The following is a 19,034-nucleotide window of genomic DNA, read 5'->3' on the forward strand; positions in this document are numbered from 1 at the left end:
TGGAGGTTTTGTTTATACCATCCCTTCAGGATCTAAAAGTTGTTCAATCTCTTCAGTGAGCAATCCCTTTTCTTTGAGGATTTGTTTAATCGTTTTATTTTCTTCATCCGCTTGTTTTCCAATTTGTGAAGCGAGGTCATAGCCCATTTTAGGGCTAAGAGCAGTTACGAGAGAAAGGCTGTTTTCCATAAACCCTCTACACACTTCCTCTTTAGCTTGAATACCGTTGATGCATTTCGTAACTAGTGTAGGGATGGCATTAGACATTAATTCAATCGATTGAAGTAAAGTATAAGCAATCACTGGCATCATGACATTGATTTCTAATTGTCCAGATATACCTGCAGTCGCAATAGCGGCTTCGTATCCGATAATTTGGCAACAAACCATATGTGTCATTTCTAAGATTGCTGGATTTACTTTCCCGGGCATAATTGTTGAACCGGGTTGGACAGAAGGAAGGGTGATTTCTGCTAAACCGGTTCTAGGACCTGAGCTTAATAAACGTAAATCACTCGTGATTTTTATTAAATGAACGGCTAATTCTTTTAATGATTGGATTAAACGAATAGCCGCACTTGTATTTTGCATGAAGGCAAACATATTGGCTGGTTCACGAAACGGCAAATTTGTACGCTTCCGAATCTCTTGAATGATTTTTGGCGGATAGTTCGGATCTGTGTTTATTAAAGTGCCGACCGCACCTCCGCCTAACCCAATTTCAAACAATGAATCAAGTGTCATTTCTATCTGCTTGTATGCTTCTTTTATTGTTCCCGCATATCCAGAAAATTCATTTCCTAACCGAATCGGTACGGCATCATGTAGATGTGTACGCCCTGCCTTCAAAATGGGCATAAACTCTTCTGATTTTCTTTCAAGCGATTGGTTCAATTGAGAAATGGCTGGAAGTAGTTGTTGCTTGAGATTTTCTGCTGCAGCTATATTCAAGGCTGAATGAAAGGTATCATTTGTTGATTGTGACATATTTACATGGTCATTCGGATGAACGCGTTGAGGATTTGTTGAGTTATGTAATAATTGTGTTGCTCGATTAGCAATGACCTCATTCGCATTCATATTTTGTGATGTACCAGCACCAGCCTGATAGACATCAACTACAAATTGTTCATCCCATTTCCCAGCAATGACTTCTTCGGCTGCCGTAATAATCGCCTGCCCCATATCGTTAGATAGTTTACCTAATTCTCTATGTACAGAAGCTGCTGATGCCTTTATAATGCCTTGTGCTTTAATAAAAGTACGAGGGAGCCGAATCCCGCTTATTTGGAAATTTTCTACTGCTCGTTGTGTTTGTGATCCATAATACGCCTCGGTTGGAACCATGATTTTCCCTAAGGCATCATATTCTTCACGAAATTGATTAAATGAACTCATTTTATTCTCCTTTTTCGCAAAATTAAGTAGCTATACATATATTTATTATTTCCTAATCTAATGCGAAAAAATAGGGATTTGTAGAAATCATTATTATGAAAAGAATAAAAAAAGAAAGGTGTTGGGAGGTGATGGGTAAAATAATTAAGAATTGATGAATAAAATGAAAATGATTTCGTTTGCTGTTTTATTCTTTTTGTAAGGGGAGTGCATGATATGAATGAGAGAATTTTGGTAAGTTCCTGTTTAGCTGGACTAGCCGTCAGATATAATGGAACCGATTGCTTACATAAAAAAATACGCAAATTGATTGACGAGAAAAAAGCCGTTTCAATTTGCCCAGAAGTCGTTGGTGGATTGTCAATTCCTAGAGAACCTGCTGAAATCCTTAGTGGTGATGGGGAGGATGTATTAGACGGAAAAGCAAGAGTTGTCAATCAGTCAGGCAAGGATGTAACAGATTTCTTCATAAAAGGGGCATACAAAACATTAGAAAAGGCACAGGAAATCAATGCTACTTTTGTAGTTTTAAAAGAGAATAGTCCTTCTTGCGGAAGTACGATGATTTACAATGGGAAATTTACTGGAACGAAAGTAGCAGGGAATGGTGTCACATCAGCTTTATTAAAAAGACATGGGTTTCGCGTCATTTCTGAAGAACAGCTTGATGATGAAATCAACGGTTAGATGGTAAGCAGTTTAATGTCATTTCTGAATTTTGATTGTTAATATAGAATTGAATCTTTATTAAGGAAGGAAATTTAAATGGCAAATATTAATATTCCAGTTTCTGTATTAAATCTTGCTCCCATTCGAGAAGGCGAACAACCAAAAGATGCCATTGATGCGATGGTTGTTTTAGCACAAGCGACGGAGAAAATGGGTTATCAAAGATATTGGATTGCAGAGCATCATAATACACCAACACTTGTCAGTTCGGCAACGTCAATTTTAATTAAACATACGTTAGAAAACACGAGTCATATTCGTGTTGGATCAGGGGGAGTCATGTTACCGAATCATTCTCCATTAATGGTAGCGGAACAATTTGGCACGATGGCAACCATTTATCCAAATCGTGTAGATTTAGGTCTTGGACGTGCACCCGGAACGGATATGATGACAGCTGGCGCCCTAAGGCGGTCGCAAAATGATTCGGTCTACACTTTTCCAGAAGATGTGAACGCATTGTTAACTTATTTTGGTCCTGAAGAAGAACAAGGAGATGTAAAAGCTTATCCTGGAGTTGGAACAAGGGTTCCGATTTATATTCTAGGATCATCAACGGATTCAGCTTATTTAGCAGCAAATTTAGGGTTGCCATATGTGTTTGCTTCCCACTTTGCTCCAAGATATATGGAAGAGGCGCTTTCAATTTACCGAAAGCGATTTAAACCATCCACCTATTTAGATCATCCATATATGATGGTCTGTTTAAATGTCGTTGCAGCTGAAAGTGATGATGAAGCAGTATTTTTATCGACAACGATGCATCAATTTAAACTTAATGTTATTCGCCGTTCGCAAATGTTCTTACAACCTCCAGTTGAAAGAATGGATGACATTTGGAGTCCAATGGAGAGAGAAATGGCTTTATCAATGTCCAGTATGACATTACTTGGAAGCAAAGAAACGGTCAGAGAGCAGTTAACAAGTTTCCAAACAAATTATCATGTTGATGAAATCATGGCTGTTTCTTATATCTTTGATCCTGAAAAACAAAAACGTTCGTATGAGATACTGAAAGAAATTACTACTGAGAAATAAGCTGGCAAACGAGAGGACGATTTTTTACTCTTGGGAATATCCAATAGGTCGGTGAAAGCCGATCTATTGGATATTCCCTTATTATTGGTTTCAATCAGCTCAAGGAGTTCGTGAAAGTAAAGTGGATGGTCAAAATTACGATTAATTGGATGGTTCATTATTTAAATATTTAGCCTAAAATAAAAGTATTCTTTTAAAATAGATTCGATTAAAATTTAAGATGACCGTTCCTATAGTTATATTCTAGAAAAATTATTTAAAAATAAGAGGTGTATCATGAATTTTGCCATTATTTCAGTCATCCTCATTTTACTGATTTCTTTTATATCCACGTTAGTAATAGCCGGAAAAGGTGATGAGGCTTATCGGAAGGAAACGAAAAGAAACACTACGAACTTAACTGTTATTTATACTGTAGTAATTATCCTCTCGATTATTGCTGTCGGATTGTACATCCAATGGTTTATTTAAAAAATATGTTATAATCACCTATTATCTTATGAGATGATAGGCTATTTTTCACAGTATGGAATTGTCAGTTTTCGAATGACATTGTATCAAGGGTTCGTAGAAGGAGGATCTATATTTTAAAAAAGGATGTAGACAATGGATTGGAAACCAAACAGAAAATTAAAAAAGCCTATCTATAAACAACTAGCTGAATATATCGAAAATGGAATAGCCAATGGGACTTTTCCGTTAGATAAACCACTGCCATCAGAAAGGTACCTTGCTAGTGAGCTTTCTATAAACAGAAGCACAGTGGTCGCTGCTTTTGATGAGCTCGAAGCAAATGGGCTTATTGAAAGAAAAAGAGGAAGCGGGACAATGATAAGCAAGGACATATGGGGATTGACCAAAAAACGTGTGCCAAGCTGGAATAGGTATATTGAAGCAGGTTCCTTTTTACCTAATGTGCCTGTCATGCAAAGAATTCGTAAGGAAATGGCAGAGCATAAATTAATTAATTTAGCTAGTGGTGAATTATCAGAAGATCTTTTTCCGCTTACTTCTTTACGGGAGATTATTTCAAATCGGTCTTTTATTGGTAGTCTTGGATATGATCATCCACAAGGAAATGCAATCTTAAGGAATTCCATTGCGAACCATGTTCGAAGGTACCGGAGCATTGATACAAACCCAGAGTCTATCCTGATTACATCTGGAGCTCAACAAGCATTATACCTAGTTGTTCAATGTTTATTAAAGCCAGGAGATGCAATTGCACTAGAGGAGCCTTCCTACCACTACAGTCTTCCAGTTTTTAAATCTGCGGGACTCAGACCTTTTTTTTTACCAGTAGATAAGGACGGAATCGACCCGGAAGAGTTACTTTCTATACATAAAAAACACAGAATTAGAATGATCTTTTTAAATCCTGCTTTTCAAAACCCAACAGGGGCTTTTCTTCATAAAAAGAGGAGGGAAAGGATACTTGAAATATCATCCGAACATGGAATTCCTATTGTTGAGGATGACCCTTATAGCTTAACATCCTATACGGGAAATGAGGTCTCAACGCTAAAGTCACTGGATCAGCATGGGAATGTATTGTACATTAGTTCTTTGTCAAAAATTGTTGCATCAGGACTGCGAATAGGCTGGATTATTGGACCAAAATCGGTAATCGAACGTTTATCGGATGCTAAACAACAAGTTGATTTCGGGCATGCTAGCTTTACGCAATGGATTGCGAATGATTTTTTGGAATCAGAATGTTTTGATATTCATATTAATAGTCTAGTCAAACAACTAGAAAATAGAAGAAATCAACTAGTCATTAGTCTTAGACATTATTTACAGGATTACGTTGATTTTGATATCCCGCAAGGAGGAATTCATTTATGGTGCCGACTAAAAAAAGAATCTAATGAGGCACAATTACTTGAAGAATCGATCAAAAAAGGAGTTATTTATACTCCTGGTTCAACTTTGGGGTCGAATAAGAATTTTATTCGTTTTACTTTTTCTCGTGAAAATGAAAGTGCCATTAATGAAGGGATTAAAAGATTTGCAGATGCTTACCATACCATCCGCCAATGATGCGCATAATGTAAGGTTGGGAGATTCTATTGAAAACACAGTGAACATAAATGGAAATACTGATAAAAAGAAACGCAAAGAACATTAATGTTTTTTGCGTTTTTTCGTGGGTTCGGTATGAGTGAAATTTAGCGCAGGTTAACTGGCTGTATGACCCCCACTGATTGAAGTTTCACTTTATAACGATGTAAATTTTCAAATTATTTTAATCGTTTTTCAAATTATTTTAATCGTTTTTCAAATTATATATAGACATTTTTCTGAATTTTATGTATATTATATTTAAAATTAAGTTTGATATATAAAATAAAATTATATATATAAAATTGTTGTATGTTTAGAGTTGTCGGAAGGTTGGTTAATTGAGAGTGTCTTTCGAAGGGTTTCATTCCGGTCACTTCTCTATTCAAAGAATGAAAATATAAAGGAGAGAACCTAATGAATTTTGATTATAGTGATGACGAAAAATTACTCCAAGATACAGTGAATAAGCTTTTTAAAAGTAAATTTCCAATAACAGAGGTAAGGAAGTTTGTAGAAGGGGAAAAGATTCCTTCAACTCTTATTAAGCTATTAGCTAATCAAGGACTTCTAGGAACAACAACTTGGGATCGCAGGAAAAATAAAATGGAAGGCGTAATCTACTCAGTTATAATTGCCTATGAGGCTGGTCGGGCGTTGCTTCCTTTTCCACTTCTCGAAAACCATGTTGCCTCTTTTATATTGAATAAGTATCAAAAAGGTATAATTGCTGATTCATTGATAAGTGGCGAGGAGGTCGCGACAGTTGCATGGGAAAAGTCAAGTATTAAAATGAAGCGGGACGCTGATTGTTTTATTGTTACTGGAGAATTTACTGGTGTTCCTTTTGCAAACGATTGTGATTATATGTTGGCAAGGGTTTCACTAGATTCAAACCAAGAGTGTATAGCAATCTTCAATATTAATAGTCCGAATATTTCGAAAGTTAAACGCGATTCAATGGATCAGACGTACCCTCTATATAATGTTCAACTAAATGGTTATCGACTAACAAGAAATCAGTTGATAGGTTCAGAGAATGATGGTTCAGAAATTTATGAAGAAATGAAAATGTTTGCTAGGCTTTTGCTTTGTGCAGAAATGGTTGGTGGGAGTGAAGAAATTCTCGGAATCACTGTAAATTATGCAAATGAAAGGAAACAATTTGGTCAGGCAATTTCTAAATTCCAAGCGATTAAACATCTGGCGGCAGAAATGTACCTTTTATTAGAAAGTAGCAAGTCTACACTTGATTATGCAACATGGGCTGTTGATACAAATAACGAAGAAAGAGAAAGAGTTATTCCGCTTTTAAAATCATATGTTTCGGACGCGAGTAATAAAATCACTGGCACTTCTATTCAAATCCATGGGGGTATTGGCTTTACATGGGAAAGCGATGTCCATTTATATTTTAAACGGTCACGTAGAAGTGCAATTTTGTTAGGGGATTCCTATTATCATAATGAACAGATTGCTAAATACATGGAAAAAGAATTTTTGCTAAATCCACTAAAAATATGAATTCAAAGTGAAGATAGGGGAAATGAAATGAAATTCGAAACGATTTTATATGAGAAAAAAGGTGGAGTTGCAAAAATAACGATGAATCGACCGGAAGTAAGAAATGCTCAAAATGGTCGAATGATTGAGGAAATGCACGAAGCCTATCAAGTTGCTGAAAAAGATCAGGAAGTAAAAGTTGTCATCCTTGCGGGTGCAGGCCCAACCTTTTGCTCGGGTCATGATTTAAAAACATACCCTGTTGAAGAAGGAGCATTATTCAGAGCGGCAAATACAGAAGGCAAGTGGGAATATGAAAAAGAATACTTTTATGAAAAGACTTTAAAGCCTTGGCGTATGAAAAAACCAGTTATTGCACAAGTTCAAGGGCACTGTGTGGCAGCAGGATTTATGCTTGCAAATATGTGTGATCTGATTGTTGCTGCGGACAATGCTCAATTCGGAGATCCAGTTGTGAGAATGGGTGCTGCAGCTGTGGAAGTATTTTGTCATCCTTGGGTTTTACCGCCGCGCATCGCTAAAGAATTGTTATTAACAGGGAATTTATTGAATGCTGAGCAGGCATTACAGTTTGGAATGGTAAATAAAGTGGTTCCACTAGAGCAGCTAGAGGAAGAGACATTAGCGATGGCCGAACATATCGCAAAAATGCCATCTTTTGCAGTTGGAATGATTAAGCATTCAATTAACAGAACAATGGATATTATGGGATTTTCGAACTCACTAAATGCACATTTTGATACACATATTCTTGTGCATCGAACAGATGAGGCCTTAACGCTCTTGGATGCGAACCGAGAGAAAGCAGGCAGTGTAAAACAGTTTATTCAATCTCGTGATGAACAATTCAGTGAAAACAGCAATAAATGAATGAAAAAATAATACACCGGAGGTTTAATCAATGGATATTTCTTTTACACAAGAACAGGAGGAATACAGACTTCGGGCGCGCAATTGGATTCGCGAGAATCTATCTCCTTCAAACATAGTAAATCAAAACAAAAATTATGAAGAAATAGCAAAGGAAAAGTTAGAATGGGAGAAAAAACTTTACAGAGCTGGATATGCTGGGATTACTTGGGATAAAGAGTACGGAGGCCAAGGGTTAGACCAAGTATATCAAATCATTTTCAATGAAGAGTTAGGGAGAGCTGATGCACCTAGAGGACTAAATTTGATAGGTACAAATATTGTTGGTCCAACTTTTCTGGAAATTGGGACAGAAGAACAGAAGCGCCGCTTTATTCCAAAAATTCTTGCAGGTGAGGAAGTTTGGTGCCAAGGCTTTTCTGAGCCGAATGCGGGTTCAGACTTAGCTTCATTAAGCGCAAAGGCAGAGTTAGTAGGTGATGAATGGGTAATTAACGGTCAAAAAATTTGGACCAGCTGGGCCCAATTTGCAGATTATTGTATCGTATTAGCACGAACAGATCCAGATGCCCCAAAACATAAGGGAATCACCTGTTTCCTCGTTCCGATGGAAACTCCTGGTATCACTGTTCGACCTCTAATACAGATGGGTGGAGAACGTGATGACTTTTCAGAAGTATTCTTTGATGATGTGAAAATACGAAAAGACGCTGTTTTAGGTGAAGTGAACAATGGTTGGCAGGTAGCAATGAGAGCGCTATCATACGAACGTGGAAGCGATACGCTCAGGAAACACGCTAGATTCAAGCAAGAACTAAGTGAATTAGTGCGTTTAAGTGATGAGTTAGTAATCGATAAAGATACTTATTTTGCAAATTCTTATTATCGCCAACAGCTAGCAAAAGCTTATATTGAAGTCGAAATCCTTCGCTTTTTAGGATTAAAAACGGCAAATAAATTAATTAACAACAAAAAACTTGGGACCGAAACATCCATCCAAAAATTATATTGGAGTGAGTATCACCAGCGATTTGGTGAACTAGCGATGGAAATTCAAAGTTCTGATAGTACGTATTGGAAAGAAGATGGAATTTTAAATGGGAAATTCCAAGAAATCTTTATTCGTTCACGAGCTGAAACAATTTTTGCTGGGTCATCACAAATTCAAAAAAATATAATCGCTGAAAGAATTTTAGGAATGCCAAGATAGCATCAGTAATTACAAATAATTTTGAATAAAAAGGGAATGAAATTTAATGAAAGCAGTTTTAATTAAGGATTCATCAAATCACCTTTACATAGGTGACTCGAGTGAGCCGCAACTAGGGGACAATGACTTACTAGTGTCCGTGAAGGCGACTGCCTTGAATCGTGCAGATATTGCTCAGAAAAACGGAATGTATCCACCCCCAAAAGGAGAATCAGATATCCTTGGTCTAGAAATGGCTGGTGCTGTTGAGAAGGTTGGAAGAAGTGTCCAAGACTGGGAAGTTGGTGACCGAGTTTTTGCGTTACTACCTGGAGGTGGCTATGCAGAAAAAGTGGTAATTCCTGCAGGAATGGCGATGCGAATACCGGACAATTTATCATATACCGAAGCCGCAGCCATTCCGGAAGCATACTTAACAGCATTTTTAAATTTATCTGTTCTAGCTGGTGTTAAAGCTGGTGAACATGTCCTTATCCATGCAGGAGCAAGTGGTGTCGGCACTGCAGCGATACAACTTGTACGAGAATGGGGTGCCATCTCAGTCGTTACTGCTGGGTCAGAGAAAAAGTTAAATGTTTGTAAAAATCTTGGCGCGGAGTACTTAATTAACTATAAAGACGGCGACTTTTCGAATGGCCTTGTTGAATTCACTTCGAATAAAGGTGTTGATGTGATTTTAGATCCTGTTGGCGCCTCGATGTGGCAGGAGAATATGAATTCGATAAGTACAGATGGGCGGTGGATATTCATTGGTGGTTTAGGTGGGTACTTGCTCTCGGAAGTTAATTTACTACAACTTTTGTTTAAGAGAATTCATTTCATTGGTTCAACTTTACGTGCTCGTTCGAAAGCTGACAAAATCGAATTAACGAAAAAGTTTTTTAGCTTTGCTGAGGAAAAATTTAAAAATGGTAAATTGATTCCTGTTATTGACCAAGTGATGAGTTGGCACGATGTGAATGAAGCTCATCAGGTAATGGAGGCAAATAAAAATATTGGAAAAATCGTGTTAAAGATTGATTGATTTTGGATTGAAAACCCCATTATTAAGCTAAAAGGAGTAGAGAAATTATGAGTACAGATTTTAAAAAGGTTATGTCAAATTTTGAAGAGTTGGTTGAAAGAACACGGAGAACGAACCAGAAAATTAATCCACCACTCGGTGATCCGGAAGATTTCATGATTGAACCAGATTGTGCACCCCATTCTTTAGATGCTAAACCTAAGAAGAGATTGAATGAACTGTATCCGAATATTGCTCATTACCGCCAAATCCCTACTGAACTATATACAAGCCATGAAGTGATGAAAAAAGAATGGGAAACACTTTGGCAGAAAACATGGCTTGTCGCCGGAAGAGCATCTGATATTCCAGAAATAGGGGATTGGTTTAAGTTCGATATTGGCCCTGAATCATTTATTATCACCCGCAGTAGTGAAGATTCAGTCCATGCAATGTACAATGTTTGTCGACACCGCGGTAACCGATTAGTAAATGAAGGTTTTGGAAAAGGGGCAAAAAGCTTCACATGTAACTACCATTCATGGATGTTTACACTAGAAGGAAAGAATGCCCGCATCACCGACCGCGAGACCTTCGCGCCGGAAATCTTGTGTCAAAACCTTGATTTGCCAACGGTCAAAACCCATATTTGGGGTGGATTTGTTTTCATTAACATGGATGAAGACCCAGTTCCATTTGAAGAATATATGGGTGAAATGATTAATATTATGGGGCCATATAAAATGGAAGATATGCATGTTATTAAAGATACACAGATGGTGATGCCAGCGAACTGGAAAACAACATTAGATGCATTCCAGGAAATGTACCATCTTCACCAAACGCATCCGCAAGGGGTTTATACGATTGATGATCATTTTGGTCAATATGACTTTTTTAAGAATGGTCATAATCGCATGATTGTTCCTCGTGGACTTGTTAGTAAACGACAAAAAGACCATGAAACAGTAAATGACTTCCTTAAAATTATGCTTAGAGATGCTGGTATTGATCCAGATACATTTCCTGGCAAAGCAGATGATGTGCGTGAAGCGATTAAACAAAAAAAACGTAAACCAGATAATGCCTTTGGTTTAGATTATAGTGAAATGTCTGATAGTCAAGTCGTTGATAACTGGAACATTACTTGGTTTCCAAATATCACATTTAACGCGTATCCCGAAGGAATGCTTGTACAACGCTTCCGTCCTCATCCGACGGACCCAAATCTATCCATCTATGATATTACTGTTCTAAGTGCGAAATTGAAGCCAGGCGCGAGAAAGCCGTTTGTGTTTTCAGCAACATTTGGCGTTGATCCAGATGCAGATATTAGCGGTGAGACCCGTCCAGAAAGAGAATACACAGACATGGACAATACGAAAATGGGACGCTTGCTTGACCAGGATATTGAGCAGCTTACAGGAGTTCAAGCTGGCTTAGGTTCAAAAGCGCTTGGAAATAAAATTGTTTTAAGTGAGCAAGAGCGCAGACTGCAACAGTTTTATGCTGAGTATGATATGTACATGAAGAAGTTTAAATGAATTTTGAAAAATTCACAATCAATAACACATTCACTGAGAAGAACTTTAGCATGTTGTAATTAATGAACGGGTGGCTGATGTAGTATATAAAACTTTTCAGTCATCCTTCATTTACTAATTGATTGGAAAGTGTAAAACTGCCACTAGGATGAATAGTAAAAAACGATGGTAAAGGGTGGAGCCGGTGCAAAAGTTGGAAAATACTTATAAAAATCTATTAGAACCTGGTTATATCGGAAATATGAAGGTAAGGAATCGTATTACGATGTCCCCAATGGGGAGTTTTTTAGACAATCCTGATGGCACTCCTTCGAAAACACAGATTGAATATTATGAAGCGCGGGCAAAAGGTGGGGTTGGGCTTGTTACGATTGAAGCCCAATACATTACAAATAAAACGGACCCTTGGCTAAAACATAAAGCTATTGTTGATACAGATGAACAGGCGGAGGGCTGGAAGATACTTGCAGATGTGATTCATGCCCATGGTGCAAAAGCAGCGATGCAAATAAGTATTGGGCTTGGGCGAAATGCTTTTACTTTTGAAGATGGAGAAATGGTATCTGCTTCAGCGGTGCCAGCATTTAGAGAACCTGATAAGCTTTGTCGTGCCTTGACTGTTGAAGAGATTCATGACCTCGTCGGCTCTTATAGAAGAGCGGCAAAACGTGCATTAGATGCTGGAATTGATTGTTTACAAATCCATGCCCATGGTGGGTATATTCTGGATCAGTTTATGACACCACTTTGGAACAAACGGACAGATGAATACGGAGGAAGTTTTGAAAATCGGATGCGCTTTATAAAAGAAGCTTACTATGCAATTCGCGACGTAGTCGGTCCAGGATATCCAATCACAGTTCGGATGGCAGCCTATCATGATTTTGAGGGTGGAAGAACATTAGAAGAAAGTATTGAAATGATAAAATATTTAGAAAAACTAGGGGTTGACGCCTTTGATATCGACTTAGGTGCATATGAACGTAAACAATGGATTACTCCAACTGTTTATCATGGGATTTCTAGTATGGCACACGCGGCAGAGGCAATTAAAAAGGTCGTCAACGTTCCGATTATTAACGCTGGTACGCATTCTCCAGAATCTGCAGATCAACTTATTGGCGAGGGGAAATTTGATTTTGCACAGTTTGGTCGTCCTTTAATTGCTGATCCTGAATTTCCAAATAAGTTAAAGAGCAATCAACCAGAGGAGGTTCGCCCTTGTATCTTTTGTAATGAATACTGCATTGGTAATATCCAACAGGCAAAAGGGATTTCTTGTGCGGTTCATCCACAAGTAAACTACGAACTACATTTTCCAGAATTCGTAGCAAAAGGAATCTTCCCTAATAAAAAAGTCGAGACACCAAGAAATGTGGTAGTAATTGGTGGTGGACCTGCTGGAATAGAGGCAGCAAGAGCGGCGGCAGAACGCGGACATCAAGTTACTCTTTACAAAAAGAGCGTCCAGTTGGGTGGAAATTTAAATATCGCTTCTAAAGTTTCTTATAAAAGTAGATTGCAAAAGTTTAAGGCATGGCATGAACGTCAATTGAAAAATTTAGGAGTCGAAGTTCACTTGAATTCTGAAATAACAGAAAATTCAGTTGAGTTGGAGTGCGCCGATCAAATTATCTTTGCTATCGGTGAAAAACCGGTTCTTCCAAATATCACAGGGATTAATAGAGAAAATGTTGTTGAAGTAATGAGGGCACACCTTCATCCCGAAACTATTAAAGGTGAAAACATTGTCATTGCCGGTGGTTCAAAGTCTGGATGTGACTTTGCTTTAGAGCTTGCAATACAAGGGAAAAAGGTGACGGTGGTAGAAAAAAGCGATTCGATTATCCCAGATGCTTTACTCGAAATTCGTAATCCGCTCACTTTTAAATATGAAGAATATGGGGTACAGGTCGTAACAAACCATGAAGTTATAGAAATGACGGAAACTGGGTTGAAAGCAAAGACAGCTGATGGGGAAATCATTGAAATTCCTGCCGACACTATCGTCGCAGCTTTTGGCAGAACTAGAGAAAACCCGCTCGTCAATAGAATTGTTGGAAAATACAAATCAGCGATGGTTTTAAGTGACAGCATTTCACCTAGTTCTACCGGGAAAGCAGTACACGCGGGATTTAACGCAGCATTAACGATTGAATAAAAATAAGAATCGAATTTCAATATTAAAATCTCATTTTTAAAATGAAACATAACTTTGAGGAGGGTCAATGATGAAAAAGAAAGCAATTATCTTTAGTTGGTTATTCGTATTGTTTCTCATAATGACTGCATGTAGTTCAGGTTCAACAAGCGGTACAGAAGGTGCCGGGGAAGAAGAAACGAGAGGGAATGATAGTCAAGAAGAAATTACATTAAAAGTTGCTACTGTGACACCTGAACAAGATGATGATTCTGTCTATGTTTACAAAGCGTGGATGGATCGCGTGACCGAATTAACCGACGGGCAAATTCAATTTGAATGGTATCCTGCTGGCCAATTAGGAAGCTTATCGGATTATATTACATTAGTTAATAATAAAGCAATTGACATTGGTATGTTTACGTTCTCAGCTTTCCCCAATGAAATGCCAGTTGCTCATAATTTATTTGGCTTGCCTGGAGTATTTAATTCCGCTTTAGAAGGATCAACCGTAGCTTGGAACTTGATTCAAGATGATTTTTTGTTGCAATCCGATTTTTTAAGTAATGGGGTAAGACCTTTAGTGGTCACAACAACTCCTCCATACGATATTCTTTCAAAAGAAGAAATTCGCGTACCTGCAGATTTAAAGGGAGTGAAATTAAAAACAGGGTCTGGAATGCAGACAAATTTAGCTGAATTTATTGGTGCAACCGGAGTACCATTAGCATTGCCTGATGTATATGAAGCGTATGAACGTGGAACAGTTGATGCTCAACTTGCTTACGCTTCTACGGACACATCTTATGGTTATAGAGAAATAAGTAATTACGGTACGTTGAATATCGGTGCTTCAGCCGGGTCGACAGGTCTATTAATTGGTGAACCATTGTTTCAAAGCTTGCCAGTTAATGTTCAAGAAGCGATGATGCAAGCTGGTGAGGAAGTTTCAAGCAGCGGAGGAAAAGCATTTGATGAAGAAACGGCGGCAAGAGAGCAAAGGTGGATAGCAGACGGGGATGTCAATTTGTTTGAACCAACGCCAGAAGAAATGGCAGAGTGGGAAAAAGTATTTGAAGAGTTTAATCAGTATTGGTTAGAACAAAAGAACGATGAACAATTGAATCAAGCTTACGATATGCTACTTGAAGAAGTTGAAAAATTCAGAGCAAATAATTAATTTTTAAATTTAAGTTTCATTACAGCTAACTGGTTCCCTTTGTTCATTAAATGATTGAATGAACAAGGGGAACAAGTACATAAAACTTAATACTCCACTCTCTTGGTGTTCTTTAAAACTAATTTATAAGGAGTTTTTATATGAAAAGATTAAATATTTGGGTGGATAAACTAGATTATCTTTTAATCCGGTTAGCAGCAATTACGTTATTTGGGATGATGTTAATTATCTTCTTGGATGCCTCTCTCCGCTTCTTTAGTAATCCGTTGCCAGGCGTTATGGAAATGGCAGAAGAATATTTAATGCCAATGGTTGTTTATTTAGGAATTAGTTATACACTCCAACACAAAGCTCATATTAAAGTGGATATTTTTTTAAAAAAGTTAACAAAAAGCCCAAAAAGAATTTTAAACATCATAACCAATTTACTAGGGTTAATTGTTTTCGTTTATATGGGTTACTTAAACCTTAAAGAAGGTGTAGGCCATCTTGTTGCTGGATCAACGTCTCGTGGTTTGCTGGATTATCCAATAGGACCCGCTATTTTGATTGTCTCAATCGGAATTTTCGTTTTTTCGCTTCGTACCATTTTGGAAACGTATTTCCTTATAAAGGGAGATGATGAGGAGCAGGTAGAAGCGGATGAATTTTCTGTTAATCCTCGAATAAATGAAAACGGTTACGAAGCTAAGGAAGAGGTGAAATGATGGTTTTTCTCAGTCTGATTTTATTAATTGGGTTGTTATTAATTGGCATGCCAATCGGAATGGTCTTACTTGTTACTGGATCAATTGGGATGATTACGACATTAGGTACAGAATCATTGGTTGGATTCCTTTCTGTAACGGCTTATCGAAGTGTGAGTAATTATACGCTTGTTTCTATCCCATTATTTATCCTCATGGCTCATTTTATTTCAAAAAGTAAAGTGGCGGATGATTTTTTCGACTGTATCTTGAAATGGATTGGTCATTTACCAGGTGGAACAGGGATTGCAACTGTTTTTGGAAGTGCGGGATTTGGAACGTTATCAGGTTCAAGTCTAGCTGCTACATCCGTTATGTCACAGATTGCTGTCCCTAAAATGGTTCAATCCAACTATTCACCATCATTCTCATCAGGCCTTGTTGCTTCATCAACAGGAACTTTAGCCGTAATGATTCCACCGAGTATTCCGTTAATCTTATATGGAATTCAAACAGAAACATCGATTGGTCAATTATTGGTCGCAGGTATTCTACCAGGAATCCTGTTGGCTTTATTATTATGTCTTACTGTTTTTATAGTTGGAATTAAGCAAAACAGTCGCACAGAAAAATTTTCTTATAAAGAGCGTTTTAAATCACTTATTAAAGTTATTCCTACAGTATTATTGGTCGCATTTGTTATATCTGTCATTTATTTTGGAATTGCCACGCCGTCAGAATCAGCAGCTTTTGGAGCTTTTGGTGCGCTCATACTTGGTCTTGTATACAGAAAATTAAATATGAAAAGTATTATGGATTGCTTAATTGACACGGTTAAGCAAACAAGTATGATTTTTATCATCGTCGTTGGTTCATATATTTTTTCTTATTATATTACAATGACAAGAATTGGCGTGGATATTTTAACAGCTATTAAAGACGCAAACTTATCACCGTATATGGTGTTACTTTTCGTCATCCTTGTTTATCTAGCACTGGGAATGTTTATGGATTTATTTGCTTCGTTATTGCTTACTTTACCGATTGTATTTCCGTTGATTACTGGCCTTGGCTTTGACCCGTTATGGTTAGGCGTTTTTATCGTGTTATTACTTGAAATCGGACTAGTTACACCTCCGGTAGGAATCAATTTATTTGTTACTAGTCAGCAGTCAGGTGTCCCAGTCGAGAAGGTATTTTATGGTTCAATCCCATTCATTTTTGTTTTACTACTGACAATTGTTCTATTAATTGTTTTCCCACAAATTGTTACATTTTTACCGTATAGTAGTTAGACATTTTTGAAGGAAAAAACCCTTATTAGTTTTCAAATTGAGCAATTGGAAGGTGTGTAAATATGTTTCTAATTGGAGATATTTTGCCGATGGCAGCACGAAAATATCCGAACAATATAAGTGTAGTTTCAGAAGAGGCTCGATTTACTTTTAAAAAATCAAATGAACGAATGTTGCGATTAGCAAATTCATTACTAAAGTTAGGAATCCAAAAAGGCGATCGGATAGCAATCATGCAGACAAACGGTTATCAATACCTTGAAACGATGCTTGCATGTGCTCATATTGGGGCTGTGTTTGTGTCAATTAATTACCGATTACGTCCAGACGAGATCGAATACTTGATAAATGATAGTGGAGCAACTGTGTTTTTTGTTGGTAAACGGTATGTGCCAATCATAGACTCCATTCGTACTAAAATTCCTCACGTGAAAACCTATATTTGTTTCGAACAATCATCTGTATCGATGTTGGATTATGAAGATTTAGTAAAACAGGGAATCCCAAAAGAAGTGAGAGTTGAAGGACTAGATTCTCATTCTATCTTAAAGATTCAATACTCGAGCGGCACAACTGGTTTTCCGAAAGGTGCAATGATAACTCATGAGGCAGCAATGGCTCGTCTAACATCAAATGTTTTTAACTTACTAAAGCCTGGAGACAAGCTGTACAGTGCCGGAACCATGTTTCATATTGCTGGGTTTGGATATAATTTTACTGCTTGGATCAATGGCGCGACTGTTTATACACTGAAGCAGTTTGAAAAAAAAACAGTCGCAGACTTAATTGAAAAGGAAAAATTAACTTGCTGTTTTCTTGTTCCATCGATGCTTAATTTTATTCTTAATCTACCAGATATTGATCGCTATGATTTGAGCAGTCTTAAATATATAGGCTATGGCTCCGCTCCAATGCCGTTAAGTCTATTAAAAAAATCAATGGATAAATTTGATTGTCAGTTTTTTAATATGTTTGGAGCTTCAGAAACAGGCACAACGACATGTCTAATACCTGAGGATCATAAGATTTCAGGTTCAACGCAAGAATTGTCAAGACTGAACTCAGTAGGAAAAGCGCTGCCATATACCGATATTCGAGTAGTGAACGAAGATGGGGAGGACATAGCACCTGGTGAGGTTGGCGAGATTATCATTAAAAGTGCAACAAACATGATAGGTTATTGGAATAAACCAGAAGAAACAGCGGAGACAGTCATTGATGGCTGGCTCCATATCGGGGATATGGTTACCGTTGATGAGGATGGCTATTATTATGTTGTTGATCGTAAAAAAGACATGATTATTCGCGGTGGCGAAAATATTTATCCCGTTGAAATTGAAAATGTTTTGTATCAACATCCAGCTATTTTAGAAGCATCTGTTTTTGGAACTCCTGATGAGGCATGGGGCGAGAACGTTAAAGCTGTTGTCGTTTTAAAGCCAGATTGTGTCATCGACTCAGCAGAATTGATTGCCTATTGCAAAACAAAATTGGCAAGTTACAAATGTCCAGCTTCGGTTGAATTCACTGATCAACTTCCTAGAAATGGGATGGGGAAAGTGTTGAAAAGAGAGCTGCGCGAACAATATCGAAGTGTGATAAGGTAGGAAATTATTATTTGTTAGTCAATCACACTAATTATTCTATTAATTGAATACTGAAGTGAGAAAGAGCCATCTAGTATATAATATTACTGGATGGCTTTTTTATCCGTTGTTACGTTGGTTTTTGACATAGTATTTCGGTGTGAACAATTTGAGAATATGAATGAGCTGTTCTCCCATATACGATGGGGAATCAGGGAAGTCATTTTCAATCCATTCAAGGATTAAACCAATTAATCCGTGGACGCGGAATGTTACAAACATTCTGAATTCAATATTGGAATCAAGTTCAGATATCGGCAAATCAAAATCTTCCTTAAGGAGCTGCTCTAATTTATTTCTCAATTTTTCATGGAAATTAAAGGTTGTTCCTGACTTTAACATTACGTGATAAAACTTTTTGTGCTCATAAAAGTGATCAAAAAAGATGATTGAATGTGTGGGAATATCGTTTAAATCGAGAACCGATAAGTGTTGATAGGGGTTCCGATAGGCTTCGGCCATTTTTGTAAACATATCATTCACTAGCTCGTCCAATAAATCCTCTTTTTGCTGGTAATGTGCATAAAAGGTTCCACGATTGAAGTCTGCCGCTTTTACAATTTCCGTAATGGTAATGCTATGAAAATCCTTTTTCTCCATCAACGACAATAATACAGTTTTTAACGTTTCTTTTGTTCTTTTTACGCGTTTGTCAGGGTATTGAACAGACATAAATAGAACTCCTTTTGCATTTTTATTGTACAAAA

Annotated in this window: 16 protein-coding genes; 14 read left to right on the top strand and 2 right to left on the bottom strand. The window is 37.4% G+C overall.

Going from position 1 to position 19,034, the window contains the following annotated elements; all coding sequences use genetic code 11:
* Positions 1 to 12 precede the first annotated feature (12 nt).
* Positions 13 to 1,398 (bottom strand): class II fumarate hydratase, encoded by a 1,386-nt coding sequence (locus GNT69_RS13700; RefSeq protein WP_203555548.1) that lies wholly within the window; start codon positions 1,396 to 1,398, stop codon positions 13 to 15.
* Positions 1,399 to 1,614: 216 nt separating this feature from the next.
* On the opposite strand from GNT69_RS13700, the gene GNT69_RS13705 reads away from it, so the two are divergent.
* The 14 genes from GNT69_RS13705 (at position 1,615) to GNT69_RS13770 (ending at position 18,288) form a co-directional block, all read left to right on the top strand.
* A complete protein-coding gene (locus tag GNT69_RS13705; protein WP_203555549.1) occupies positions 1,615 to 2,085 on the top strand; it encodes a 2-thiouracil desulfurase family protein in 471 nt (156 codons plus the stop codon).
* A gap of 78 nt (positions 2,086 to 2,163) precedes the next feature.
* Positions 2,164 to 3,165, top strand: coding sequence for an LLM class flavin-dependent oxidoreductase (locus GNT69_RS13710; RefSeq protein ID WP_203555550.1), 1,002 nt, complete (start codon positions 2,164 to 2,166; stop codon positions 3,163 to 3,165).
* A 276-nt stretch (positions 3,166 to 3,441) separates the two neighbouring features.
* On the top strand, positions 3,442 to 3,636 hold the full coding sequence (locus GNT69_RS13715; protein WP_203555551.1) for a hypothetical protein: 195 nt from the start codon (positions 3,442 to 3,444) through the stop codon (positions 3,634 to 3,636).
* 135 nt (positions 3,637 to 3,771) lie between these two features.
* Positions 3,772 to 5,208 carry a MocR-like pyridoxine biosynthesis transcription factor PdxR gene (gene pdxR, locus GNT69_RS13720; protein WP_203555552.1) on the top strand — a complete coding sequence of 479 codons (1,437 nt, stop codon included), beginning with the start codon at positions 3,772 to 3,774 and terminating at the stop codon, positions 5,206 to 5,208.
* A gap of 438 nt (positions 5,209 to 5,646) precedes the next feature.
* Complete coding sequence (locus GNT69_RS13725; RefSeq protein WP_203555553.1) at positions 5,647 to 6,753, top strand: acyl-CoA dehydrogenase family protein; 1,107 nt, start codon at positions 5,647 to 5,649, stop codon at positions 6,751 to 6,753.
* Positions 6,754 to 6,780: 27 nt separating this feature from the next.
* Entirely contained in the window at positions 6,781 to 7,623 is an 843-nt protein-coding gene (locus GNT69_RS13730; protein ID WP_203555554.1) for an enoyl-CoA hydratase, read from the top strand.
* A 31-nt stretch (positions 7,624 to 7,654) separates the two neighbouring features.
* Positions 7,655 to 8,833 (top strand): acyl-CoA dehydrogenase family protein, encoded by a 1,179-nt coding sequence (locus tag GNT69_RS13735; RefSeq protein ID WP_203555555.1) that lies wholly within the window; start codon positions 7,655 to 7,657, stop codon positions 8,831 to 8,833.
* A gap of 46 nt (positions 8,834 to 8,879) precedes the next feature.
* Positions 8,880 to 9,857: an NAD(P)H-quinone oxidoreductase gene (locus GNT69_RS13740; protein ID WP_203555556.1), complete on the top strand. Its 978-nt coding sequence runs from the start codon at positions 8,880 to 8,882 to the stop codon at positions 9,855 to 9,857.
* A gap of 47 nt (positions 9,858 to 9,904) precedes the next feature.
* Positions 9,905 to 11,380, top strand: coding sequence for an aromatic ring-hydroxylating oxygenase subunit alpha (locus GNT69_RS13745; RefSeq protein WP_203555557.1), 1,476 nt, complete (start codon positions 9,905 to 9,907; stop codon positions 11,378 to 11,380).
* A gap of 184 nt (positions 11,381 to 11,564) precedes the next feature.
* On the top strand, positions 11,565 to 13,541 hold the full coding sequence (locus tag GNT69_RS13750; RefSeq protein WP_203555558.1) for an oxidoreductase: 1,977 nt from the start codon (positions 11,565 to 11,567) through the stop codon (positions 13,539 to 13,541).
* Between the two features lie 67 nt (positions 13,542 to 13,608).
* Positions 13,609 to 14,700, top strand: a complete 1,092-nt coding sequence (gene dctP, locus GNT69_RS13755) for a TRAP transporter substrate-binding protein DctP (RefSeq protein WP_203555559.1) — start codon at positions 13,609 to 13,611, stop codon at positions 14,698 to 14,700.
* A 140-nt stretch (positions 14,701 to 14,840) separates the two neighbouring features.
* A complete protein-coding gene (locus tag GNT69_RS13760) occupies positions 14,841 to 15,407 on the top strand; it encodes a TRAP transporter small permease (RefSeq protein WP_203555560.1) in 567 nt (188 codons plus the stop codon).
* Positions 15,404 to 16,681 carry a TRAP transporter large permease gene (locus tag GNT69_RS13765; RefSeq protein ID WP_203555561.1) on the top strand — a complete coding sequence of 426 codons (1,278 nt, stop codon included), beginning with the start codon at positions 15,404 to 15,406 and terminating at the stop codon, positions 16,679 to 16,681. The genes GNT69_RS13760 and GNT69_RS13765 overlap by 4 nt, the downstream gene beginning before the upstream one ends.
* A 62-nt stretch (positions 16,682 to 16,743) precedes the next feature.
* Positions 16,744 to 18,288 (top strand): long-chain-fatty-acid--CoA ligase, encoded by a 1,545-nt coding sequence (locus tag GNT69_RS13770; protein WP_203555562.1) that lies wholly within the window; start codon positions 16,744 to 16,746, stop codon positions 18,286 to 18,288.
* Between the two features lie 99 nt (positions 18,289 to 18,387).
* On the opposite strand, the gene GNT69_RS13775 is transcribed toward GNT69_RS13770, so the two are convergent.
* Entirely contained in the window at positions 18,388 to 18,999 is a 612-nt protein-coding gene (locus tag GNT69_RS13775; protein ID WP_203555563.1) for a TetR/AcrR family transcriptional regulator, read from the bottom strand.
* Positions 19,000 to 19,034: the final 35 nt, after the last annotated feature.

It is taken from the genome of Bacillus sp. B15-48, from assembly GCF_016879755.1.
GTDB lineage: Bacteria > Bacillota > Bacilli > Bacillales > Cytobacillaceae > Mesobacillus_B.

Excerpts from the sequence above, each read along its gene's own strand:
- GNT69_RS13700 (WP_203555548.1), bottom strand. The coding sequence starts at position 1,398 with ATGAGTTCATTTAATCAATTTCGTGAAGAATATGATGCCTTAGGGAAA.
- GNT69_RS13705 (WP_203555549.1), top strand. The coding sequence starts at position 1,615 with ATGAATGAGAGAATTTTGGTAAGTTCCTGTTTAGCTGGACTAGCCGTC.
- GNT69_RS13710 (WP_203555550.1), top strand. The coding sequence starts at position 2,164 with ATGGCAAATATTAATATTCCAGTTTCTGTATTAAATCTTGCTCCCATT.
- GNT69_RS13715 (WP_203555551.1), top strand. The coding sequence starts at position 3,442 with ATGAATTTTGCCATTATTTCAGTCATCCTCATTTTACTGATTTCTTTT.
- pdxR (WP_203555552.1), top strand. The coding sequence starts at position 3,772 with ATGGATTGGAAACCAAACAGAAAATTAAAAAAGCCTATCTATAAACAA.
- GNT69_RS13725 (WP_203555553.1), top strand. The coding sequence starts at position 5,647 with ATGAATTTTGATTATAGTGATGACGAAAAATTACTCCAAGATACAGTG.
- GNT69_RS13730 (WP_203555554.1), top strand. The coding sequence starts at position 6,781 with ATGAAATTCGAAACGATTTTATATGAGAAAAAAGGTGGAGTTGCAAAA.
- GNT69_RS13735 (WP_203555555.1), top strand. The coding sequence starts at position 7,655 with ATGGATATTTCTTTTACACAAGAACAGGAGGAATACAGACTTCGGGCG.
- GNT69_RS13740 (WP_203555556.1), top strand. The coding sequence starts at position 8,880 with ATGAAAGCAGTTTTAATTAAGGATTCATCAAATCACCTTTACATAGGT.
- GNT69_RS13745 (WP_203555557.1), top strand. The coding sequence starts at position 9,905 with ATGAGTACAGATTTTAAAAAGGTTATGTCAAATTTTGAAGAGTTGGTT.
- dctP (WP_203555559.1), top strand. The coding sequence starts at position 13,609 with ATGATGAAAAAGAAAGCAATTATCTTTAGTTGGTTATTCGTATTGTTT.
- GNT69_RS13760 (WP_203555560.1), top strand. The coding sequence starts at position 14,841 with ATGAAAAGATTAAATATTTGGGTGGATAAACTAGATTATCTTTTAATC.
- GNT69_RS13765 (WP_203555561.1), top strand. The coding sequence starts at position 15,404 with ATGATGGTTTTTCTCAGTCTGATTTTATTAATTGGGTTGTTATTAATT.
- GNT69_RS13770 (WP_203555562.1), top strand. The coding sequence starts at position 16,744 with ATGTTTCTAATTGGAGATATTTTGCCGATGGCAGCACGAAAATATCCG.
- GNT69_RS13775 (WP_203555563.1), bottom strand. The coding sequence starts at position 18,999 with ATGTCTGTTCAATACCCTGACAAACGCGTAAAAAGAACAAAAGAAACG.